The organism is Prauserella salsuginis, from assembly GCF_024648885.1.
Taxonomy (GTDB): Bacteria; Actinomycetota; Actinomycetes; order Mycobacteriales; family Pseudonocardiaceae; genus Prauserella; species Prauserella salsuginis.
In genome coordinates this window covers 379,375-402,012 of the sequence record NZ_JANBBF010000009.1, presented here as the reverse complement: position 1 = coordinate 402,012, position 22,638 = coordinate 379,375, and the positions used below count along the sequence as shown (strand labels likewise).

The following is a 22,638-nucleotide window of genomic DNA, read 5'->3' as shown; positions in this document are numbered from 1 at the left end:
ATCAGGCTCCGCTCTTGCCGAAGCTGCCGCCGCTGACGCCGAAGCCGCCCCGCTGGATGGACTTGCCCGACTTGGTGGAGATGTTCGCCCCGGACGGCTTGTTGTACGAACCGCCCTGCACCTGAGTGCCCGGCGTGCCGCTGCCGCCGTAGTTGTAGCGGTACTGCTGCATGCCGCCGCCGGGCATCGGCAGGAACATGAACCCGCCGCTGACGTATCCGCCGTGGCTGTTGACGTAGTCCTCGTCGCAGTAGTCGTCGTTCGCGACGACCGTGCCGTCGGCGTCGGTGCACACCGCGGTGACGTCGTCCGGTTTGACGAGGTACCACCCCGCGACCAGACCGACCAGGCCCAGCCCGACGCCGCTGCCGATGAGCAGCTTGCGCCGGCTGTCCGACTTCTGCTCGGCCGCGAGCCGCGCCTGCTCGGCCTGTGCGGCCCGCTCCCGCTCGGCGACGGCCGCCTGCTGGCGAGCACGCTGCTCGGCGAGCGTGGGCTCCCGCGGCGCCGCGGTCGACGGATCCTGGAACCGCATCCGACCCGGCTGTGACTGTCCCGGCTGTGACGCCCCGTGCTGTTCGGGCCCGCCCTGCTGTCCCGGCTGCTGCTGTCCGCCCTGCTGCTCCGGACCGCCGGGCATTCCCCCCGGCGGCTGCTGCCCGTAGGACTGCCCGCCCTGTGGTGGCCCCGGCGGCCGACCCTGCCACGGGTCCTGCGGCCCCCCAGCCGTGTTGTTGTCGTCGCTCATGCTCGAAGGCTCCACATGTCGGCACCTGTTCTCGTCTGCCGGTTCCCGTCCGCCGGCCCCGTACCGGGGTCTCTCCCCAGGGCCGGCCACCGGAGTCCGGTCATCGGCCTCGCTCGCGCACCCTGCGTTCGCTCCCCCGGCTCGCCGGTCCAGGTCGTTCGACCACTCGGCTCGTCCGCCGACCGGGCCATCACCCGTCCGAGGTCGGCCCCAACCCTAGCGACCCGCGGGCAACAGCTGTCACGAGCAGGCATCATGGAATGGATGTCCGAAGAGCCCCGCCGGTTCCATCCGGAAAAGCCCGCGCGCACGAAAACGGCGCGCCGTACCCGTGTCCTGGTCGCGGGCGTGTTCGTGGGCGCCATTGCGGCGATGTCCCTGTCGTGGCTGCTGGGGTGGGGCTTCGAGACGCCGGAGGAGCGCACGCAGGAGCGCTCCGAAGTGGCCGCGAAGGCCCGCTACCAGGCGTTCAGTTCGCCCGCGGGCACCTGTCTGACCTGGCAGGCCGCCGACGCGGGCGACATCCGCAAGGTCGGCTGCGACGAGCCGCACCTGTTCGAGGTCATCGGTTCGATCGACATCTCCGACCAGTACCCGCGCGATGCGAAACAGCCCGACGCCGACACCTGGCGCACGCTCACCGAACAGCGCTGCGGCCAGAAGGCGCGCGAGTACCTGGACGGGCAACTGGACCCGGAGGGCAAACTCAGCCTCGGCGTGCTGCAACCCGACGAGCGCCGGTGGGACTCCGGCGACCGCCGGATGCACTGCGGCCTCCAGCGCACCGCACCGGGCGGATCGCTGCAGACCCTCGACGCGCCCGCCGCCGAGCTCGACCAGTCGGACGTGTGGGACAAGGGCACCTGCCTCGGCATCGAGGACAAGTCGCCGAGCGACCCCGTCGACTGCGCCGAGCAGCACTCCTACGAGATGGTCGCGGTCGTCGACCTGGGCGAGGAGTTCGACTCGTTCCCGTCGCAGGAAGACCAGAACAAGTTCCTCGACAAGCGGTGCAACAAGCTCGTCGGCGACTACTCCGGCGACGCCGACCTGCGCAAACAGGGCCTGATCACCGCGTGGGACACCCGCACGAAGGAGAGCTGGCAGGCCGGCTCGACCCGGGTGAACTGCAAGGTCGGGGCGCTGCTGGACGACGAGAGCGGGCTCGCTCCGATCCGCGGCAGCGTCGCGAAAGACGCCGCGTCGAAGCCGAGCGCCTCGGCGGGTGCCGATGACAAGACGTCGCAGGGCTCGGACCAGAACTCCGGCGGCAACGGCAACGGCAACGGCAACGGCCGGGGCTCCGGCAACGACGGCAACGGTGGCAACGGCTCCGACGGCTCCGACGACGGCGGGGGCAACACGGGCTCCGGCCTAGAATCCGGCGGTGACCTCGACGGCGAGCTCGATGGTGACGTGGGCGACGTCGGCGGGGACGTCAGCGGCGAGCGGAACGGGGGCTGACCGGCGTGGCCGTAGACATGCCGCTGCAGCGCTTCGAGGAGCTCGTCGCGTCGGCGCTCGACCAGGTTCCCGAACAGTTCGCGAGTGCGATGGACAACGTCGTCGTCCTCGTCGAGGAACACAACGAGTCCGAGCCCGACATCCTCGGGCTGTATCACGGGGTCGCGCTCCCCGACCGCGGCCACGACTACGGCGGGGTGCTGCCCGACCGCATCTCGATCTACCGCGGGCCGATCCTGAGTATCTGCGACACCGAGGAGGACGTCGTCGAAGAAGTGCTGGTCACCGTCGTGCACGAGATAGCCCACCACTTCGGCATCGATGACGCCAAACTGCACGAACTCGGCTGGGGCTGACCCGAGGCCGCCCGTCCGGACACCGACGGCGCATGCGGCACGCACCCTGCGAAAGTCGCGTTTCCGACTGAGACATTCGCCCGAAAGGGTAGGATTACTAGCGGCTACCGGCCGAGCACGTTCTGCTCTAACACGATGGCGCAAGATCCGACCACAACAGTGACTTCCCCCGCCCCCGCCCGCCGCGGACTATCCCTGCTGCTGGGCGCCAATCTCGCCGCAAACCTCGGCGACGGTATCGCCAAGGTCGCCTTCCCGCTCCTCGCCGCGACCGTCACGCGCGACCCGGTGTTGATCGCCGGGTTGTCGGCCGCCCAGTTCCTGCCGTGGCTGCTGCTCGCGGTCCTGGCCGGCGCGATGCTGGACCGGGTCGACCGGCGCAAGGCCATCGTGCTGGCCAACACCGGGAGGGCTGTGGCGATCGCCGGCATGACCGTGCTGGTGCTGACCGACTCGGCGTCGATCTGGCTCGTCTATCTCGGCGCGCTCGTCGTGGGCGTGGCCGAGGTCGTGGCCGACAGCGCGGCCAACGTGCTGATCCCATCGGTGGTTGATCAGAGGGGACTGTCCGGCGCCAACAGCAAGCTGCAGGCCACCGAGATCGTCGGGCAGACCTTCGCGGGCGGCCCACTGGGCAGTCTCACGTTCGCGGTGTTCGCGGCGTTCCCGTTCCTGCTGACGTCGGCGTCGTTCGCCATCGGTGCCGCCTTGCTGCTCGCACTGGCCGGCAGTTTCCGGCCACAGCGGTCGTCGGCGGCCGGCGGCGAGGACCGGCCCGCGGCCACCCTGCGCTCCGACCTCGCCGATGGCATGCGCTGGCTGATCGCCAACCCGATCATGTGGCGGCTCGTCGTCGCGGCGGGCGGGCTGGCGCTGACGTCGGAGCTCGCGCAGGCCCAGCTCGTGCTGTACGCGCTCGAGGACCTCTCGCTCACCGAAGCCGCGTTCGGCGTGTTCGGCCTCGTCGGCGGCCTCGGCGGCCTGGCGGGCGCGGCGGTCGCCTCACGACTGATCGACCGGTTCCGCGGGCGTTACGTGCTCGCCGGTTCGATGGCCACGGCCGGGGCCGCGTTCGTGGCGATGGGCTTCTCGGCCCAACCTGTGGTGAGCGCGGTGCTGTTCGGCGTGTTCGCCGGTGCCGTGGTCGTCGCCAACGTGCTGCTGGCCACCACGCGCCACCGCCTCGTGCCGGCCGACCTGCTGGGCCGGGTGCTCGGTGTGTGGCGGACCGTGGTGTGGGGCATGTTGCCCGTCGGTGCCCTGCTGGGTGGTCTGCTGACGACCGTCCTGGGGTCGACGAGCGCCACGTTCGCGTTCTCCGGCGCCTGCCAGATCGCGCTCGGCGTCGTCACGGTCGTCGCGGTGCTGATGCTGGGCCGACGCCCCGGCACGGTCTGAGCCGCGGCCGGTACCGGTGGGGACCCCAGCGTGACGAGATCCCCACACGGTCGGTCCTGCGCGATCAGCGGCCGGGTTTGACGGTCGCGACGGTGAGCTGCTGGCCGCCGGGGAACTCGGCGCACCCGGTGCCGGGAGCCTTGACGAACATCGAGTTCGTCTCGTGCGGCGGGTACACGCGCAGACCGCGAACCGGGGTCGGCTTGCACTCGGCCGGGTCGTAGTTGCGGACCTGCACGAATCCGACGTCCGCGTGCGCGGTGGCGCCCGGCTGCAGCGTCACCGGCGCACCTTTGCCGCCCGTGCGGTACGCGGCCGTGCCGACCTGGTGCCCGTCGTCGCCCGCGACGTACGAGACCCCGGGATAGCCGTGGATCACGCACGCGGAGTCGGAGACGTTGGTGAAGCGCAGCGGGCGGTAGTGGGTGCCCGCGGTGCCCTCGCCGCGGCCGAGGGACAGCTCGAGGTCCGCCGCGAGGCACGTGTCTCCGGATCCGGCCCGCTCACGCGTGGGCACGGCCTGCTTGGGTGCGTCCTGTTGCGGCGCGGAGCCGTCACCGGCGTCGGCGTCAGCCGTTGCGGTGGGCTTGTCGGCGGTGGCTGCCGGGGAATCGCCGGATCCGTTCCCCTCGGATGCGGTCGATGAGGCCTCCTGCTGGCCCGCTCCCTGCGAATCGGAACCGTCCGCCGGGCCACCACAGCCGGCGAGAACGAGAGCCAGAATCGCCGCACCCGCGACGATCGACCTATGCGAAGCGGTTTCACGAATCTTGTTCATCACGCGCCTCCCTTGCCGGAATGTCGGCTACCCGGAAGACGTTTCACGCACTCTTCGGTTGCGCAGAACTTTCCCGCCCGCGGTCAAGGCGGGATAACAATTCACGGCATGCTCGAAACGCCTGCGCACGGAGCCCGCCGGGACCACAACCGTGATCGGCCGACATCATCGGCGCAACATCACGCTGACAACATCATGGGACCGTTCTGGTGAACCGCCCGAATGTGTTCGGCAACACTTTCCTCACGCCGGCATCGACGGTTTCCCGTTCGACACCACCCATTCGCGTCACGGAAACACGGCAGCAGTACACGCTCGGCACCGCCGCGCCGACACCGTGACAACAGCGACGACGCGGTGACAACGATGACGACACGGTGAAGACTCGACGGGAAGCGGTCGATCAGTTCCCGACGCTGATACCCGCCCATTCGGAGCAGTGCCAGCCGCCATTCGCGTCGGCGTCGAGTCGCACCACCGCGGTGTTGGGCAACAGGCCGTTGTCGGCGATCTCCGAGGTCACGTTCCCGGCCAGCCATTCCGCGCCGAACCGGATCGCACCGCCGTGGCTCACCACGACGACGGCCTCGCCGGAGCCGTAGTGCCGGTCGCGCAGCCCGTCGATCGCCTCGACGTACCGCTTCCGCACATCGTGGCCGGTTTCGCCACCGGGCAGCGGCACGTCCAGCCGCCCGTCCAGCCACTGGCCGACGATCTTCCCGTACAGCTCGAGGGCCTCCTGGTCGCCGCGTCCCTCGAGATCGCCGACGCTGACCTCCTGCACGCCGGGCAACAACGTCACCTCCATCGAGAGCGCATCGGCCAACGGGCCGGCCGTCTGCCGGGCACGCGTGGCGTAGGAGGCGTACACCGCCGCGATCGGCTCGCCACCCAGCCGCTCCGCCAGGTCCCGGGCCTGTTGCCTGCCCAGTTCGGTCAACGGCGGCCCCGGCAACGCCGTGTCGAGGATCTTGCGGACGTTCGCCTCACTCTGTGCGTGCCGCACCAGATACAGCCTCACGCGAGCTCTCCCTTCCGGACGGCCTCCACCCAGGCGTCGGCCGCGGCGAAGTCATCGTTACCCGCACCGGGTTCGAGAGTGGCCGCCACGCCGTCGGCGCGCGGGTGCGAGCCGAGGAACCGCACCTCGGTCGAGCGCCTGCGCAGCGCGGCGAGCGCGTCGGCGATACGCGGCTCGGCGATGTGGCCTTCGAAGTCGAAGAAGAACCGGTACGTGCCGTAGTCGCCCTTGACCGGCCTCGCGTCGAGGCGGGTGAGGTTGATGCCGCGCATCGCCAGCTCAGTGAGCAGCCCGGCGAGCGACCCCGTGCGGTTGGCCGCGGCCACGACGATCGACGTCCGGTCGGCGCCGGTCGGCTCGGGCAGCTGTCCCGGCCTGCGCAGCAGCAGGAACCGGGTGCGCGCATCGGCGAGGTCGGCGACGTCAGTGGCCAGCACGCGCAACGGGTAGTGCTCCGCGGCGACCGGCGCGACTACGGCGGCGTCGTACTCGCCTTCCAGCACTCCCACCGCGGCGCCGGCCGTCGACGAGGCGACGAGCTGTTCGGCCTTCGGCAGATGCTCGGCCAGCCAGCCGCGGACCTGCGCGAGCGCGTGCGGATGGCTGGCGACGGTGCGGGGCGGGTCGGGTGCGTCGGAGCGGGTGAGGACGCTGAACCGGATCGGCAACAGCGCCTCGGCGACCGCGACGAGCGGGTCACCGTCGACGGCGCTGTCGAGCGTCGCGGTGACCGGGCCTTCGACGGAATTCTCGACCGGCACGCACGCGCCCTCGGCCACTCCGCTGCGAACGGCGTCGAAAGCTGCTGGGATTGTCTCCACCGGAAACAGCTGATCACCGCCGGCGAGATTCCGCGCCGCCTGCTCGGTGAAAGTACCTTCCGGACCGAAGAACGCTATGCGTACCACAACCGACAAGGTTACCGATCGCGAAAATGTTCACTCCCACAGCCCGTTACACAACTCGCGAGTATTTGCGATCCTGGACGGGTGACCGCCGAATCAGGCACCCATATAACGCGGAATGGTGTGGCTGACGTGACCGGTGCAGACCGCCGTCCGGCCGCACCGGAGGTCGTGCTGTGCGCAGTCGACGAGCCGCTCGCCCTGGCGTGGGAATCGGCGGCCGGCAAGGTGTCCGGGCCGGTGAGCGTCCACCACGGCTCGGTGCTGGACGTCGGCGCGCATGCCGTAGTGAGCCCGGCCAATTCGTACGGCTGGATGCGCGGCGGCATCGACGCGATGTACGCCAAGGCGTTTCCCGGCATCGAGCAGCGCGTACGCAGCGCGGTGCTCGCCTACCACGGCGGGGAACTGCCCGTCGGTGAAGCGCTCGCCGTACCGACCGGGGAACCGACTCCGGCGTGGCTGATCAGCGCGCCGACGATGCGCGAACCCGGTGAGCAGTTGCCGCCGGACACCGTGCATCCGTACCTCGCGGCGAAGGCGGTGTTCATGCTGTGGGCCGAGGGAACGGCCGACCCCGCAGAGGGTTCCGACGGAACGGACGGCGCGAACGGCGCGGTCGCCGGTGGAGCGGTGCCGCTGCGCGAGGCGGTCACGACGATCGCGCTGCCCGGACTCGGCACCGGCGTCGGCGGCGTCGCACCGGAAACCTGTGCCCACCAGGTCGCCGCCGCGTGGGACGAGGTGTTCGGGAGCTGACCCGGCGGCCCCGACCGCGATGACGGGACCCGGGGTCGGACGTCCGACAACCCGGTCCCGATACCGGGCGACGGTAGGGTCAGGCCGTGCCCGTCCCCTTCTCCGTCCGGCCCGAATGGCAGGCCGAGCACGAACGTCGATGGACGAGAGCGAGCACGACCCTCACCGCCGCCGTGATGGTGTCGCAGGCGGTCGTGGTCGCGACAACGATCGTCGTACTGGTGCTGTCGCAGTGGTGGACGGTCGGAATCTCGGCGTTCGTGGTGGCGCCGATCACGGCGTACCTGCTGTGGTTCGTGCTGTCCGAACACTCTCGAACGCATACGACGCACTGGGTTTCCCAGGTTGCAGGGCTCGGCGCGGTGCAGCTGTGCGGAGTCGCCTTCGCCGCCGTGATCGCGACCTTCCAGCGTAACGCCTGGGCATGGCCGTTCGTCGGGCTCGCCGCCCTCGCGATCGGCGCCGCTGTCGTCGCCACCGGTCACGCGCACCGCACCCTGTACGGCGAGCCGGCCGGCCGAGCGACGCCACGGCCGACCACACCTGCGGGTCCCGACCCGGTCACGCTCGCGGCCACCGCACCGGGCCTGCTGATCGAGCATCGAATGAAGTCGCACGGCACGCTCGGGGACTGCCGGGTGTCGATGGACGGCCACGCGCTGCGCTGGCAATTGCGGTTGTCCCGCAGCATGATCAAGGTGACCATGGGCTCAGGGCAGATCCCGCTCACCCACATCACGGGAGTTCGCATCGCCCAGGTCGAGAAGGGTGCCGGAACGCGGCTGAACAACTTCCCCGTGCTGCCAGGGCCGGTTGTGGCCGTGGCGACCCCGCAGGGCGAGGTGTGTTTCGCGGCGGTGGATCCGCAGCTGCTGGCCGCGCAGCTCCAGAGCCGCTTGCACGCCCTGGGGCTGCCAGTGTGGCCACGCTGACCCTGCGTGCGGCACGACGCGAGGACCGGTCCGGGGGCGGCTCCGCTGATCGGGTCCCGGTACCCGGGGCGGCGGTAGGGTTCCGATCGTGTCCATGACCATCTGGATCTGGGTGCTCGTCGGGCTGGGATCGGTCGCGGTCGTCCTTGCCGTGCTCATGACTCGGCCTTCCCGCACGCCCCGTGCCGGCTCCTACCCGGCACCCCAGACCGGATCCGGCCAGCCCCCACCCGAGGGCCAGCCCCTCGGAACCGGTCAGCCCGCCGCGGCCGGCCCCGATCCGATCGGTGTCGCAGCGGCCGCCCCCGCCATGCCGCTCGAACATCGGATGAAGCCGTACGACGCGCTTCGGGACTGCCGCGTCTGGTTCGACGACCGTGCGCTGCGGTGGTCACTGCGCGCGTCCTCCCGGATGATTCACATCACGATGGGCACCGGAGAGATCCCCCTCTCGCAGATCACGGGGATCCGCCTCGTCGACATCCAGCAGGGCGCCCAGCCGCAGCTGAACCCGAACATCCAGGTGCCGCCCGGACCCGCCGTCGCCGTCGCGACGCCGCAGGGCGAGGCGTGCTTCGCGGCGGAGAACCCGCAGTTGCTGGCCGCGCAGCTCGGCGCGCGACTCCGGGCGCTCGGCGTCGCGGGGTGGACTGGCTGACCCATTCACCCGGACAGGCAAGCGATTGACACGCAAGTAGCTACTTGCCTAACGTGGTCGTCGTGGCCGACGTCTTCAAGGCACTCGCCGATCCGACCAGGAGGACGATCCTCGACGAGCTGACCGAACGCACCGGCCAGACGTTGTTCGAACTCTGCGGCCGGCTGACGACCAGGCACGGGCTCGCCTCGTCGCGGCAGGCGATCTCACAGCACCTCGACGTCCTCGAAGCCGCCGGACTGGTCGAGACCCGGCGCGAGGGCCGGTACAAGTTCCACTACCTCGACACCGGCCCGCTCGAAGAGATCACCGTGCGGTGGCTCGACCGTCCCGGCACACCACAGACCGGCACACCTCAGACCGGCGACAGCCACACCGGCACGACCCACGACATCGGTGCAGCCGGGGAATGACCGGCAGCACCCACCCGACATCGAAATGGAGCCGACCATGCGAATCAACATGACGAGCGTCTTCGTCGACGACCAGGAGAAGGCCCACCGCTTCTACACCGACGTGCTGGGCTTTCGCACCAAACACGACGTGGACATGGGAGGCGGCGCCCGCTGGCTGACGGTCGTCTCGCCGGAGAACCCGGGAGGCACGGAGCTGCTGCTCGAACCCGCCGGCCACCCCGCGGTCAAGCCCTACCGCGACGCACTGATCGCCGACGGGATCCCGCTCGCGCAGTTCGCCGTCGACGACGTGCACGCCGAGTACGAACGGCTGACCGCGCTCGGCGTGGAGTTCACCCAGGCGCCCATCGAGATGGGCCCGGTCACGACCGCGGTCCTCGACGACACGTGCGGCAACCTCATCCAGATCGCCACCGAAGCCCCCGCACCCGCGTAGCGCGCGGTCAGCGGCGCCCCCGAGGTCGCAACGGACACCACCGGTGAGGTGCACAACGTCACAGTCCGTTTTCGGACGCCACGTCTTACCGTAAGAACTGCGTTACGAAAGTCGCGGGAACGCCGGCCCACCGACGGGCGAGGAGTGAGCGAATGCCACGGGTCCGTGAGCTGAGCCCCTATGTTGAATTGCAGCGTGACCAGTGGCGGGAGCTCAGACGCTCCACGCCGCTCCCGCTCACCGCGGACGAACTGGTCAGCCTGAGAGGCCTCGGCGAGCAGATCGACCTCACCGAGGTGGCCGAGGTGTATCTGCCGCTGTCCCGGCTGATCAACCTGCAGGTGGCCGCTCGGCAACGGCTGTACGAAGCCACGACGACGTTCCTCGGCGAGGACACCCGTCCCTCCAAGGCCCCGTTCGTGATCGGCGTCGCGGGCAGCGTCGCGGTCGGCAAGTCGACCACCGCGCGCATCCTGCGCACCCTGCTGGCCCGCTGGCCCGACCACCCGCGCGTCGACCTCGTCACGACCGACGGGTTCCTGTACCCGCGCGACGAACTGATGCGCCGCGGGATCATGCACCGCAAGGGCTTTCCCGAGAGTTACGACCGGCGTGCGCTGCTGCGGTTCGTCACCGACGTCAAGTCCGGTGCCGCCGAAGTGCACGCGCCCGTCTACTCGCACCTCGCCTACGACATCCTTCCCGGCGAGCAGCAGACGGTGCAGAGCCCGGACATCCTCATCATCGAGGGGCTGAACGTGCTGCAGCCCGGTCCGAGCCTGACCGTGTCGGACCTGTTCGACTTCTCGCTCTACGTCGACGCCCACACCGGTGACATCGAACGCTGGTACATCGAGCGGTTCCTCAAGCTGCGGCACACCGCGTTCGCCGACCCGAGTTCGCACTTCCACCACTTCGCGGGCCTGTCCGACGAGGACGCCCGCTTCGAGGCGCAGCACCTGTGGAAGACGATCAACGAGCCGAACCTGGTGGACAACATCCGTCCCACGCGCCCGCGCGCGACGCTCGTGCTCCGTAAGGACAGCGACCACTCCATCAACCGCGTGCGCCTGCGCAAGCTCTGACGGTCCCCTTCCGGGGACGACGAACGGTGACCCTCGGTGAGGGCACGCGGGTGCCGTGTCCGCCCGTGGCCGACGACCGGCGGTGATCCTGCCTGCGACAGCGGCGGGACGGCCGGGTGCGGGTGGTTCACCGGCATGGCTCCACCGTGCGACGGCCTCGGTGCCGAGGGTCGTCGGCGCTCCTCCGAAGGTCGCATCCTGGCTGCGGGTTTCGTCGTTCCCGCGGCGGAACGGCGCATGCCCGGCTACCGTCACGAGTCTGTTCACCCACACGCCGCCCAGGGGTTTCGACGACCGCGGAGCGCGACGCTCTCTCGTGCTTTCGGTCGATCGAAGGGCGCGTGGTTTAGCCGGTTGGCCGATGGCTGAAGGTCCAGTCCAGGCCCGACCCTGGTGAACGGAACACGAACTCCTACGAGGGGGAAGGGACGGTAGCCATGCTGGCGACCATCGTGACGTGGATCGGTGCGATTCTCGGGATCATCGTGCTGCTTGCGATGGCGTGCGGCGCCTTCGTACTCGACGCCGACGAGTCCCGCCGCGCGCAGAAGACCGCGCCCTGAGCGAACCGGTCAGGACCGCCGGGACCGCCGCTGTGACGGCGCTGTCGGCAACGCGATGCGGGCGGCGCGGATCTCGTCCAGCAACCGGGACTTGCGGCGATGACGTTCGACGAGACCGGCGAGGTAATCGGCGAACTCGGCGGACGTGCCCGCGTCGCGGTGCAGAGTCCGCAGCCGGCGCAGCGCCACCGCGGCACGTGCGTAGTTCTCGGCCGGGCTACGGGCATCCCTGCCGTCGATGAGCGAGTCGACGTGCCTGCGGTACACGTCGATGACGACGCCGGCCGGAGCGGCGGGCGTCACGGGCTCGGCGTGCGAACAGGACCCGGCCTGTGGGGCGAGCAGGTTCCGCGTCAATGTCCACGCGTCGTCGTCGCGGCCCGCGGCGAGGAGGTCACCGATCCGGGAAGGATCGCTGCTGCGGGCGCGCGCGGCGTGCGCGAGAGCTTCGGAGTGTCTGCCCGCGGCCCGCAACACCCGTACGATCTTCAGGCTGACCTCGATGTTCGGGAGACGTTTCTCCCAGGTGGCGACCAGTCCGCCGACCTCGCCGGTCAGCGCTGCGAGCTCCTGCGCGAGCCGCTCCGCGACCGGATCCGGGTCTTCCACTGTGGACTCCGCGAGTCGGGAATCGACAGTGGCACGAATGTGCGCCATGCCGTACTCGCCGAGCGGATCCGCGAAATCGTGCAGTGAGACGACACGGGGCGGATCACCGAACGACACGCCCAGAATCCAGTCCGCGAGATCGATCGTCTCGGGCGGATGCGCTGCACACGCGCGGGCGTACAACGCGAGCGCCCGTTCCAACGACGCCTCGTGCGCAGCTGTCCCGCGCGCCCCGACCCCCGGTGCTCCGGCCTCGAGTGCTCCGTCCTCGAGTGCTCCGGCCTCGAGTGCGCCGGCCTCGGCTGAGGGCGCATCGAGCGCGCCCGGTTCGTCCGCAGCGGGCTCCGAAGGGGTCCGAGCGGAGGCGGCGGGCAGGGCCGACGCGGTGAGCCGATCGACGGCCAGCCGCGCGAGCCGGGCGACATCCGCCCTGGTGCCCGCGTCCAGCATCCGCTCGAGGGTGTCGAGTACCGCGGTCACCTGCGCAGGTTCACCGGGTCGACGCACCGGATCATGGTGTCACGACCGCAGGGTCGGTGGTAGCTCTCGGTGCCGGCACCCCGGTGTCACCGACGGCACGCAGCTCCGCACCGGCGGCATGGACCCGGCCGAGCGGAGTTCCCGGAGCGGCCGACGCGAGCGCGGCGGCGTCGGCCAACAGGTACAGGGTGCCGCGGGCACGACTGGTCGCGGAGGCGAAGGCGCGGGTGCGCGCGTGCCAGTCGTCGGAGACGAGGTCGACGAGCACGACCTCGAACTCCTCGCCGTGCATCGTTCGGGCCGTGCCGATGGCCAGGTCGTATCGCTGGCCCGCGGCTTCGAGCCAGCGGGCCGCAGCCGTCCGATGTGGAGCGATGACGGCCGAGCCACGAGGCAGCGAGGAGATGATCCCCGCGTGCCGCACCGATTCGCCCGCGGTGTCGAGGACCACGACACGGCCCTTCCGCCGCTCCGTACCGTCCGCAACGGCAGCACCGGCGAGGTCGGCGTCACGGTCTAGCGACACCCGGCGCGACGTGGTCAACACGTAGCAGCCGCCGTGCATGCGGGCGTCCTCGGCCGTGCGGATACCGCAGTGGCTGAACACCGTCCCCCCGCACCAGCGCCGCACCGCGGCCTCGTCACGCAGCTCCGGACCCAGCCACGGCTGCGGCGAGTCGGGATCCCCCGCTACGACGGCGGTGTGACGGGCGAGCCCCACGGCGGCGAGCACCTCGGACAGCGGCCTGCTTCCCGCATCGTCGACCAGTACGACGTCGAACCGCGTGCCGGCGTCGCCGTGCGGCAGCGTGTCGCACCGGTGCACCGGGCCGTCGGTTCCGACACAGGCACCCTCGCCGAGCCACCACAGCCGCTCCTCGAGCTGGCCGCGCCGGGCCGCCTGCTCCGCCGAGGCACGTGCCAGGTCGTCGTACTCGGTCTGCAGATCCGGCAGGCCGCGGCGCACGCATTCGGCATGGAAGCGGATGTCCTGCTCCGACGGCTTCGTGGACCGGAGCTGCGCGATCTTCGCGTGCAGCTTCTGGACGCGGGTGTAGGCCTCCGACTCGTCACGCGCGGCCTCGTCCAGCCAGTGGTGCGCATCCGACAGTGCGGTGTCCAACGCCGACGCGCGCTCGGCCGTGATCGCTTCCTCGCTGCACGCCGTGATGCGCTGCCGCAGCGAATCACGTTCCCGTTCCGTGCGGTACAGCGCCTTGCGGTCGCGGTTCTTGCCGCGGTACGGGCGCCGTTCGACCCGTAGGTGCAGCCGGGCCAGCTCCGCATCGACGTCGGCCAGTCGCGCCGTGAGTGCCCGCAGTTCGGTCAGCTTGCGCCTGCCCTCGGCGGCGTCGGTCCAGTCGGCGCGGGCGCGGCGCAGTTCCTGCCTGGCCTGCGCGAGATCCGCGGCCGCGACGTCGTAGTCCCGTTGCGCCGCGGTGAGCTGCTCCTCGAACTCGTCGGCACGGAGCTGGTCATCGATCCGGCGCCGCACCGCGTCGTAGGCGGCCCGGTCGAATCCGCGCAGCAACTCGCGCAGCTCCGGCAACCGCGATTCGGCCGCGGAAAGGTCGGCGAGTTGTTGCTGCACGGTCAGCCGTGCCTGGTCGGGGACGCACGTGAGGACCTGTTCGGTGCGGGTCAGCAGGAGGACCCGAAACCCGTCCCGGGCGAGTTCGTCGGCCGCCTCGTTCAGCAGTGTCGTCTTGCCGCTGCCCGGTCCGCCCCGGATGAGCCGGACACCGGGCAGGAAACACGCCCGCTTGGGGTCGCCGTGGGCACGGTCGGGTCTGCCGGTGGCGAGCCGGTCCGCGAGGGGCGCGAACCCGAGGCCCTGCAGGACGCTCGCGCGGTAATCGGTGGCGGCGATCCGCGCCCACGCACGATCGCATTCGGCGGGCAGGGGGCCGGGGTCGTCGAGCCGGAGGACGCCGCGCCGCAGGCGCACCCCGACCGGTACGGCCGCGCCCTCCCGCGGCCCGGCGGCCCCGGCGAGGCGCACGTCGAGCAGCCTGCCGAGGCGCGTTGCGCGCAGGTCCACGACAAGACCGTCGCCGGAGTCACGCACCGGGCCCAGGTCGTGCCACTCGTCCTCAGTGGCCTGTTCCGTTCCCCCGGTGTGGGCGGTCTCCGTGCCGACCGCCTCGGCAGCCTCGTGCCGCCAGTTCACCATCTCGTCCCCCTTCACACCTGCCGGTATCCAACCGTCTTCGAGGCTTGACCGGAGGGAATGTCCTTCGAGGGTGTGAGAGCGCCGTGTCGAACGTCCCCGATCGTGGAGCTCCGGTAACGGAACGGGCCGGCCACGCGACACGACCTGGTTGAGCGTCGATCGGCGCTGCCCGGCGGGTCGATCGGCACTGCCCGGCGGCGGGTCGCGCCGGGAGACATCGTGCGGCGCGAGTGTGAAGCTCGCGGAAGATGACGAAAGTCAGCAGTTCTCGGTCATCGGCAACAGCGACCACACCGACGAGGCGGCCAAGGACGCATGCGCCGTGAGCGACGACGTCGCCAAGGCCGTGCTGAACGGACTTCCGGGATGAACGGCGGTCTGCCTACGACCACGGGGTCCGCGGGCGCTGCTGGAGCAGGCCGTCCACGCGAACGTCGACGCGCTCGTCGGCGAAACAGATCAGCCCCGCGATGCGCTGGCTCTCGGGCAGCGGGGCGCGGTACGACCAGGCGATGTCGGTGTGCTCGCCGACGGACCAGTACTCGGCCGCACCCTTGTAGGGGCAGTGCGTGACGGTGTCGGTGCGGGTCAGGCGGTCGAGGCGCACGTGCGGTTTCGGCAGGTAGTACCGCACCGGCAGGCCGGTCTCGAACAGCAACCACGGCGAGTTCGATACGGCGACCGGTTCGCCGTCGATGTCGATGCGCACCTCGCGCGAGCTCGGGATGATGTCGACTCGCGTGTGCGGATCGCGGGCATGGGTGTAGACCTCCTCGTCCTCTTCGAACCAGTGGTCCATCGCGTGCCAGTCCAGGCGAACGTAACCTCCGAGCACGTCACCGGGGTATTCGACGGCGGCGTCGACGGCTTCCCGACCGCCGGCGTGCACGGTCGACAGCTTCCCGTCACCGAGGTGCGACGCGCGGGTCCGTCCACTCGGGACGAGCGCATCGCCGTGGACGTCCTCCCGCGGCACGTAGTACGTCGGGTAGTACGGGTTCTCCCACACCAGCAACGGGCGGGTCGTGTCCGCCAACACGACTCCCGCGAACACGACGCGCACCCGCTTCGCGGACTGCTCCGTGCGGGGCTCCTCGGCGACCATGGTCGTGACGGTACGCGCGTTGACGAGGGGTTTCAGCGCCGAGCACCCGTATGGGCGCTGAAACCTCGGGTGGACGCTCATCGGGTGGCGGCTCAGCGGGTGACGGAGGAGGCGGCTCGCGTTGCCGCGACGCCATCGGGGAGGACGTAACCTCGAATCATGGCCATCCAGGTGCTCCTCGTCGACGATCACGAGGTCGTCCGCCGCGGACTGCGCGACCTGCTCGGCGACGAACCGGACATCACCGTCGTAGCCGAGGCCAGCACCGCGGACGAGGCACTGGCGGTCGCGCTGCACGTCGAACCGGATGTGGCGGTCGTCGACATGCGGCTCGGCGGTTCGGAGAGCGACGGGGTGGAGCTGTGCCGTCGGCTACGAGCGCTGAGCAGCCCGCCGTACTGTCTGGTGCTCACCGCCTTCGAGCACGAGGAAGCCATGGTCGGCGCCATCCGCGCGGGAGCGTCGGGGTATCTGCTGAAGCAGGTCCGCGGGCAGGACGTCGTCCACGCGGTGCGCGAGGTCGGCGCGGGGCGGTCGCTGCTCGACCCGGTCACCACCGCCCGGCTGCTCGACACGATGCGCGGCGACGCCGAGGCCGATCGCCTGGCAGGGCTGTCGGAGCGCGAGCGCAGCGTCCTCGACCTCATCGGCCAGGGCCTGTCGAACCGCGAGATCGCCCAGCACCTGTTCCTCGCCGAGAAGACCGTGAAGAACTACGTGACGTCGCTGCTCGGCAAGCTCGGCATGCAACGTCGCACCCAGGCCGCCGCATGGGTCGCCCGCCACACCGCGAACCCGAACCGCACCCCCTGAGCCGCGTGTCCTGCACTCAGCACCCCGTGTCCTGCACTCAGCACCCCGTGTCCTGCACTCAGCACCCCGTGTTCTGCACTCAGCACCGCACGAGCAGGTCATGTCCACGGCGTTCGGTGCCCGAGACACCCCGAGCCGACGACGTCCCCACGGGCCGGCCGGTTTTGCGACGCGGCGGATCGGTCGCTACAGCGGAATCTCGAGCGCGACCATCGTGCCCATGCTGGGCGAGGAGTTGACGTCGAACCGGCCACCCGCGGCGTCGGCGCGTTCGGCGAGATGACGCAGCCCGCGCCGGGCGACGTCGGCAGGGACGCCGCAGCCGTTGTCCCGCACACGCAGCCGGACCTGGCGGTCGTCGCGTTCGAGCGTCACGCGCACCTCACTCGCGCCGGAATGCCGCACCACATTGGACAGTGCCTCCCGCAGAGCCGCGCGGATGTGGTCGCCGCGTTCGCCGGGAATGCCAGCCAGCTCCCCCGACAGTTCCAGGGTGGGCGGATAGCCCAGCAGCTCACCGGCGATGCGAACCTCGGAGCGTGCCGACTCGGCGAGGTCGCTGGCGTCGGGGGTCTCGGGCACGGGTTCGGGTGATCGCAGCTCGCGCACGGTGCCGCGGATCTCCTCGATCGTCTGGTCGAGCTGTTCGATGGCCTCGCCGAGCCGGTCGCGTTCGGTGCGCGCGAACCGCCGGTGCAGCCTGCGATGCACGCGGTCGAGCTGCATGCCCGCCGCGTACAGCCGCTGGACGACGACGTCGTGCAGTTCGCGGGCGATGCGTTCGCGCTCCTGGTACAGGGTCAGCCGGTGACGGGCGTCGGCACCGTCGGCCAGTGCGAGTACGACCCCTGCCTGTCCCGCGAACGCGGTGAGCAGGTCGCCGGTGCCGGTGTCGAACGGCGCGCGGTGCGGCGACCGGTATGCGGTGAGCACCCCGAGTCGTTTGCCGCCGGTGCCGAACGGTGCCGCGGCGAACGGGCCGTATCCGGCGAGTTCGACGGGCACGAACTGCGAGGTGCGCGGGTCGCTGGTGACGTCGTCGGCGAACACCGGCTCGGCACCACCCGCGACCCGGCCGGCGGCCGACTCGGCAGGCAGCACGAGGCCGACGAGACCCGTGGTGTCGGCACCGTAGGCGGCTTCGACGGTGACGCTGCCGTCCTCGTCGCGGACCATGAGCAGGCCGAGGTCGGCGTCGGCGATCTGCACGGCGTGCCGCACGACCATGGGCAGCACGGCGTCGGGATCGTCCCCGGACAGCACGGTCGTCGTGATCTCGGTGGCGGCGGAAAGGGCCCGCGCGGCGACGTTCGGTTCCATCAGACTTCCGACGGTACGAGGTGTTCACCTCGCGTGGGCCCGCGGACGTGTCGCGGCTCGCGTGCGCACCCTCCCGTCGGCGACCTCGAGCACCAGGTCGGCACCTGCGACATCGTCCGGCCGGTGGGTGACGTGCACGACCGTCTTTCCTGCCAGTGCGGTGCGCAGGTCGGCGAGGACCCGATCGGCGGTCGGCTCGTCGAGGTGGGCGGTGGGCTCGTCGAGCAGCACCAGGTCGGCGCCGGGCGCGGCGAGCAGCGCCCTGGCGAGCGCCACCCGTTGCGCCTGCCCGCCCGAGAGACCGGCGCCCGCCGAGTCGAGCACGGTGTCCAGGTCGAGGTCGACGTGTGCGGTTCGGAGGGCGTCGGCGAGCTCGGCGTCGGTGGCGTGCGGGTCGGCGAGGCGCAGATTCTCGGCGACGGTCGTGGAGACCAGCTGTGGATCCTGCGGCGCCCACGCGGCACGCGCGGGTACGTCGGCCTCACCGCGCACCGGCCGCAGGAACCCCAGCAGCGCGGCGAGGAGCGTGGACTTGCCCGCACCGGACGCACCGACGACCGCGACGTGCGTTCCCTGCGGGATGTCGAGGTCGACGTCCCGCAACACCGGACGCGCGCTCGACGGCCAGCCGACGTCGGCGCCACGCAACCGCACGCTCCCCGGGCGCTGTGTCGGTTCGCGATCCGCGTGCGGCGCGCGGGCGGTGTCGTCTTGGTGTGCGTCGTCTTGGTGTGCGTCGTCTTGGTCGGTGTCGCTGTGGCCGGCGTGGTTCTGGCCGATCTCGTTGCCGACGTCGTTGCCGACGCCGCTGTGGCCGGTGTTGTCGTCGGGGGTGTCGTGCTCGGCGGCGGCCAGGCGGGTGCGGGCGTCGCGAAGGGTGTCCCAGTGCTGGGCGACGGGTGGCAGCAGGGCGAGGACCTCGGCGAGGGCCAGGGGCACGAGCGCGACCACCGGGGCGGCGACGGGGGTGAGCGTCCCGGCTGCGACGGCACCTGCGGCCAGCCAGGCACCTGCGACGGCGGCGGCGCCGGTGGCGGCGGCGATCACGGCGTCGGCGGCGCCCTCGCCCCAGGCCTGCCTGCGTGCCGCGGCGGCGAGCCGGCCGTCGAGCCGTGCCAGTGCGCGGCGCCTGCGGTGGTGGGCGCCGACGGCGACCAGTTCGGCCGCGGTGCCGAACAGGGCGAGTATCCGCTCGTCGAGCCGGCGCCGACCGGCCGCGAGCGTGGTCGTGGCGCGGCGCTCCACGACGAGAGCGGCCCACGGGGCGGCGATCGCGGCGACACCGGCCGCGGCCGTGAGCACCAGTCCGGCGGCCGGCAACACGATGGTCACCGCGGTGCAGGCGGCGATCAGTACGGCGCCGACGACGAGCGGCGGGGTGAGCACGCGCGGCAGCAGGTCGCGGACTGTGTCGGTGTCGCCGACGAGGCGGCGGTGGTCCGCACCGTGCCGTAGCGCGGCGGCCGGTCCCCGTGCGACGAGCCCGCGCCACAGCCGGACGCGCAGTGCGGCTGCGATGCGGAACGCGGCGTCGTGGGTGACGAGCCGTTCCGCGTAGTTCAACCCTGCCCTGGCCAGGCCGAAGGTGCGCACGCCGACCACGGCGACGCTGAGCATGAGGATCGGCGGCTGTTGCGATGCGCGGGCGATGAGCCAACCCGACGTGGCGGTCAGCGCTACCCCGGCGATGAGCGAACCCGCGCCGAGCGCGGCCCCGCCGAGGAATCGCCGGTCGACGAGTCTGCGCAGCGCGATGCGTCGTGCCGAGCCGGCACGACGGTCGGCGAGCGGGGTGGCCTCGTGGGTGTCGGGCGGCTCGGTCGCGGGGTCGGTGCTGTGGGTGGTGCTGAGCGCGGCGCGGTCGTGGGCGGCGACGATGACGGTGCAGCCTGCGCGTGCCGCCTCGTCGATGAGTTCCTGGACGCGGCGGGCGTTGTCGGCGTCCAGGTGCGCGGTGGGTTCGTCGAGCAGCAGCAGCCATGCGCCCGCGCGCACGCGTGCGAGGGCCCTGGCGACCGCGAGGCGCTGGCGCTGGCCGACCGAGAGCGTGGCGACGGGCCGGTCGGCGAATCCGTCGAGCCCGAGGCGGTGCAGCAGGTCGTGGGTGTGGGCGGCATCGAGTCCGGGCGCGGCGAGGGCGATCTCGGCGGCCGCGGTGCCCCCGGTGAACGACGGCGACTGGGGAACCCAGCCGATGCACTCGCGCCAGGCGTCGGGGTCGAGCTCGGCGAGGGGGACGCCGGCGACCTCGACGTCGCCTGCGTCGTTGCGGACGAATCCGAGGAGGACGGCGAGGGTGGTGCTCTTGCCGGCGCCGCTCGGCGAGCGCAGCCACACGGTCTGCCCCGGACGCGCGGTGAACGTCTCGCCGTCCGGTGCGTGGCCGCCGCGGCGGTGGACGCGCAGGTTCCACACCCGGATGTCGCCGCGGCGCGGGGGCAGTGTGCCGTCGGAGGGTGCGGGTTCGGCGAGCACGTCGGTGACGCGGCGGACGGCTTCGACGCCGTCGGTGCTGGCATGGAACGCGGTGCCGACATTGCGCAGCGGCGCGAAACACTCCGGTGCGAGCAGGAGCACGCCGAGTCCGACGGCGAGCGGCATGTCGCCGTGGACGAGGCGCACGCCGATGACGACGGCGACGAGGGCGACCGACAGGGTCGCGGCGAGTTCGAGGGCGAACGCCGAGCTGAACGCGACGCGCAGGGTGCCGAGGGTGGCGCGGCGGTGCCGGTCGGAGACGCGGCGGACGGTGTCTGCCTGCGCGTCGGCGCGGCGGAATGCGGCGAGCACGGGCAGGGCGCGCACGAGTTCGAGCACGTGGGCCGACAGCCGGGCGACGGAGTCGCTGGCCGCGGCGACGCGGTCGCGCGTGTAGGAGCCGATGAGCGCGCCGAACAGCGGCAGCAGCGGCAGGGTGACGGCGATGAGCAGGGCCGATGGCCAGTCGGCGACGAGCACGGCCGCGCCCGCGGCGAGGGGCACGACGGCGGCGGTGACGAGCGCGGGGAGGTACCGGGTGAAGTAGGCGTCGAGCGCGTCGAGGCCGGTGGTGGTGAGTGCGGTGAGCTGGCCGGGGCCGCGGCGGGCGATCCATTCGGGGCCGAGGCGGAGCGCGTGGTCGAGGACGTGGGCGCGGAGTTCCTCCTTGGCGCCCGCGGCAGCGCGGGCTGCGACGACGCGGATCGCCCACGCCAGCACGGCCCGCCCGGCGACGGTGGCCAGGAGCAGGCCGAGCCGGGGCGCGAGGCCGCCGGTGTGTCCCGCTCCGGCTCCTCCCCCGACGACGACGTCGGCGAGCACGGAGGCGAGCAGGAAGGCCTGCGCTACGAGGCATGCGGCGTTGAGGAGCGCGAGCACGCCGGATGCGGCCAACGCTCGGCGCGCCGCCGGGGACAGTGCCGGGAGCGCGCCGAGCGGGCCGTGTCCCACCCGCGACCGGCCCGGCGTGTCCGGTGTGGACGGTTCGGCGCCGGCGCCGGTAGCGGAAAGGGTGTCGCGGGTGGGACGGCTCATGAGGACACCTGCTGCGCGGTGTGGGGGGCGGGGATGTGGGAGGTCTTGATGCGTTTGCGGAAGACCCAGTAGGTCCAGCCCTGGTAGACGAGTACCGCCGGGGTTCCGAACGCCGCGACCCAGGTCATGACCGTGAGGGTGTAGTCGCCGGAGGCGGCGTTGTCGACGGTCAGCGAGTGAGCGGCGTCCAGTGTGGAGGGAAGGACGTCGGGGAACAGGGCGCCGAACAGGGTGACGACGGTGCCGGTGATCGCGACGCCGAGCGCGGCGAACGCCTGCCCTTCGCGCCCGGCGGCGATGCGCCACCAGGCGACGAGCACGGCGCCGACGGTGACGGCGAGGGGCACGTACGTCCACTCCGACCCGTGGCGGACCTGGACGAGGACCGCGAAGGCGGCGACGGGCAGGATCGCCACGGGCAGGATCGCGGTGGCGAGGCGGCGTGCGCGGCGCCGGATGTCACCGTCGGTCTTGAGCGCGATGAACACGGCGCCGTGCAGCAGGGAGAAGCCGGTGACGGCGAGCGCGCCGAGCAGGGTGTCCCAGCGGAAGGCCGCGAAGGCCGAGCCGACCCGGTTGCCGTCGGCGTCGAGCGGCAGGCCGAGGACGGTGGAGGCGATGACGAAGCCGATGCCGATGGGCGGAACGGTGGAGCCGATGACGATGACCTTGTCCCAGGCTCGGCGCCAGCGCTGCGAGTCGACCTTGCCGCGGTACTCGAAGGCGACGCCGCGGCCGATGAGCGCGAGCAGCACGAACAGCAGCGGCAGGTAGGCGGCGGAGAACAGGCCTGCGTACCAGGCGGGGAACGCGGCGAACGTCGCGCCGCCCGCGACGATGATCCAGACCTCGTTGCCGTCCCAGACGGGCCCGATGGTGTTGATCATGACGCGACGCTCGGTGTCGTTACGGCCGAGGACCGGCAGGAGCATCCCGACGCCGAAGTCGAAGCCTTCGAGGAACAGGTAGCCGAGCCACAGGAACGCGATGACGACGAACCAGACGACCTCGAGTTCCATCAGCCCACCCGCCTCGGGTCGTGCCGCAGGTGCGCTACCACGGCGTTCCGACATGTTTCAGGTGAAACCTGTTTTCCCCAGCCGGCT

The 22,638-nt window shown here is 71.4% G+C and carries 22 protein-coding genes; 12 read left to right on the top strand and 10 right to left on the bottom strand.

The genetic code is table 11. The features are described 5' to 3' along the window. Position 1: 1 nt before the first annotated feature. Positions 2-535 carry a hypothetical protein gene (locus tag LY40_RS08655; RefSeq protein WP_258936752.1) on the bottom strand — a complete coding sequence of 178 codons (534 nt, stop codon included), beginning with the start codon at positions 533-535 and terminating at the stop codon, positions 2-4. A 477-nt stretch (positions 536-1,012) separates the two neighbouring features. Between LY40_RS08655 and LY40_RS08650 the strand changes: the two genes are divergently transcribed. The 3 genes from LY40_RS08650 to LY40_RS08640 all read left to right on the top strand — a co-directional run bounded on the left by LY40_RS08650 (position 1,013) and on the right by LY40_RS08640 (position 3,966). After that, positions 1,013-2,212 carry a septum formation family protein gene (locus tag LY40_RS08650; protein WP_258936483.1) on the top strand — a complete coding sequence of 400 codons (1,200 nt, stop codon included), beginning with the start codon at positions 1,013-1,015 and terminating at the stop codon, positions 2,210-2,212. A 17-nt stretch (positions 2,213-2,229) separates the two neighbouring features. Next, positions 2,230-2,568, top strand: a complete 339-nt coding sequence (locus LY40_RS08645; RefSeq protein ID WP_221213050.1) for a metallopeptidase family protein — start codon at positions 2,230-2,232, stop codon at positions 2,566-2,568. A 135-nt stretch (positions 2,569-2,703) separates the two neighbouring features. After that, complete coding sequence (locus tag LY40_RS08640; protein WP_258936482.1) at positions 2,704-3,966, top strand: MFS transporter; 1,263 nt, start codon at positions 2,704-2,706, stop codon at positions 3,964-3,966. A gap of 64 nt (positions 3,967-4,030) precedes the next feature. Here LY40_RS08640 and LY40_RS08635 read toward each other — a convergent pair whose 3' ends face one another. The 3 genes from LY40_RS08635 to pheA all read right to left on the bottom strand — a co-directional run bounded on the left by LY40_RS08635 (position 4,031) and on the right by pheA (position 6,673). After that, positions 4,031-4,744: a DUF4232 domain-containing protein gene (locus tag LY40_RS08635; protein WP_258936481.1), complete on the bottom strand. Its 714-nt coding sequence runs from the start codon at positions 4,742-4,744 to the stop codon at positions 4,031-4,033. Between the two features lie 403 nt (positions 4,745-5,147). Next, positions 5,148-5,765, bottom strand: a complete 618-nt coding sequence (locus tag LY40_RS08630; protein ID WP_258936480.1) for a histidine phosphatase family protein — start codon at positions 5,763-5,765, stop codon at positions 5,148-5,150. After that, positions 5,762-6,673: a prephenate dehydratase gene (gene pheA / locus LY40_RS08625; RefSeq protein WP_183780553.1), complete on the bottom strand. Its 912-nt coding sequence runs from the start codon at positions 6,671-6,673 to the stop codon at positions 5,762-5,764. Before pheA ends, LY40_RS08630 begins: the two co-directional genes overlap by 4 nt. A gap of 81 nt (positions 6,674-6,754) precedes the next feature. On the opposite strand from pheA, the gene LY40_RS08620 reads away from it, so the two are divergent. The 7 genes from LY40_RS08620 (at position 6,755) to LY40_RS08590 (ending at position 11,519) form a co-directional block, all read left to right on the top strand. Further along, positions 6,755-7,429: a macro domain-containing protein gene (locus LY40_RS08620; RefSeq protein ID WP_183780556.1), complete on the top strand. Its 675-nt coding sequence runs from the start codon at positions 6,755-6,757 to the stop codon at positions 7,427-7,429. Positions 7,430-7,515: 86 nt separating this feature from the next. Further along, positions 7,516-8,361 carry a hypothetical protein gene (locus tag LY40_RS08615; protein WP_258936479.1) on the top strand — a complete coding sequence of 282 codons (846 nt, stop codon included), beginning with the start codon at positions 7,516-7,518 and terminating at the stop codon, positions 8,359-8,361. Between the two features lie 88 nt (positions 8,362-8,449). Beyond that, the gene (locus LY40_RS08610) at positions 8,450-9,019 is read left to right on the top strand and encodes a hypothetical protein (protein WP_258936478.1); all 570 of its coding nucleotides are present in this window, start codon (positions 8,450-8,452) and stop codon (positions 9,017-9,019) included. Between the two features lie 62 nt (positions 9,020-9,081). Beyond that, on the top strand, positions 9,082-9,432 hold the full coding sequence (locus LY40_RS08605; protein ID WP_258936477.1) for an ArsR/SmtB family transcription factor: 351 nt from the start codon (positions 9,082-9,084) through the stop codon (positions 9,430-9,432). A 37-nt stretch (positions 9,433-9,469) separates the two neighbouring features. Continuing rightward, on the top strand, positions 9,470-9,871 hold the full coding sequence (locus LY40_RS08600; protein WP_258936476.1) for a VOC family protein: 402 nt from the start codon (positions 9,470-9,472) through the stop codon (positions 9,869-9,871). A gap of 152 nt (positions 9,872-10,023) precedes the next feature. Then, on the top strand, positions 10,024-10,956 hold the full coding sequence (coaA, locus tag LY40_RS08595) for a type I pantothenate kinase (protein WP_183780570.1): 933 nt from the start codon (positions 10,024-10,026) through the stop codon (positions 10,954-10,956). Positions 10,957-11,393: 437 nt separating this feature from the next. Continuing rightward, positions 11,394-11,519: a hypothetical protein gene (locus LY40_RS08590; RefSeq protein ID WP_258936475.1), complete on the top strand. Its 126-nt coding sequence runs from the start codon at positions 11,394-11,396 to the stop codon at positions 11,517-11,519. A 9-nt stretch (positions 11,520-11,528) separates the two neighbouring features. Here LY40_RS08590 and LY40_RS08585 read toward each other — a convergent pair whose 3' ends face one another. After that, entirely contained in the window at positions 11,529-12,608 is a 1,080-nt protein-coding gene (locus tag LY40_RS08585; RefSeq protein WP_258936474.1) for a hypothetical protein, read from the bottom strand. Positions 12,609-12,639: 31 nt separating this feature from the next. Next, positions 12,640-14,781, bottom strand: coding sequence for an SMC family protein (locus LY40_RS08580; protein ID WP_258936473.1), 2,142 nt, complete (start codon positions 14,779-14,781; stop codon positions 12,640-12,642). 232 nt (positions 14,782-15,013) lie between these two features. On the opposite strand from LY40_RS08580, the gene LY40_RS08575 reads away from it, so the two are divergent. Further along, positions 15,014-15,151 (top strand): hypothetical protein, encoded by a 138-nt coding sequence (locus LY40_RS08575; RefSeq protein WP_258936472.1) that lies wholly within the window; start codon positions 15,014-15,016, stop codon positions 15,149-15,151. A gap of 12 nt (positions 15,152-15,163) precedes the next feature. On the opposite strand, the gene LY40_RS08570 is transcribed toward LY40_RS08575, so the two are convergent. Further along, on the bottom strand, positions 15,164-15,886 hold the full coding sequence (locus LY40_RS08570) for a DUF427 domain-containing protein (protein WP_258936471.1): 723 nt from the start codon (positions 15,884-15,886) through the stop codon (positions 15,164-15,166). A gap of 159 nt (positions 15,887-16,045) precedes the next feature. Between LY40_RS08570 and LY40_RS08565 the strand changes: the two genes are divergently transcribed. Then, positions 16,046-16,699, top strand: a complete 654-nt coding sequence (locus LY40_RS08565) for a response regulator (protein WP_183780583.1) — start codon at positions 16,046-16,048, stop codon at positions 16,697-16,699. Positions 16,700-16,885: 186 nt separating this feature from the next. Here LY40_RS08565 and LY40_RS08560 read toward each other — a convergent pair whose 3' ends face one another. Genes LY40_RS08560 through cydB form a run of 3 tightly spaced genes read right to left on the bottom strand, consistent with a single transcriptional unit; the run spans position 16,886 to position 22,551 of the window. Continuing rightward, entirely contained in the window at positions 16,886-18,019 is a 1,134-nt protein-coding gene (locus LY40_RS08560) for a GAF domain-containing sensor histidine kinase (protein WP_258936470.1), read from the bottom strand. 24 nt (positions 18,020-18,043) lie between these two features. Then, the gene (gene cydD / locus LY40_RS08555; RefSeq protein WP_258936469.1) at positions 18,044-21,532 is read right to left on the bottom strand and encodes a thiol reductant ABC exporter subunit CydD; all 3,489 of its coding nucleotides are present in this window, start codon (positions 21,530-21,532) and stop codon (positions 18,044-18,046) included. After that, entirely contained in the window at positions 21,529-22,551 is a 1,023-nt protein-coding gene (gene cydB, locus LY40_RS08550; RefSeq protein WP_258936468.1) for a cytochrome d ubiquinol oxidase subunit II, read from the bottom strand. Before cydB ends, cydD begins: the two co-directional genes overlap by 4 nt. Positions 22,552-22,638: the final 87 nt, after the last annotated feature.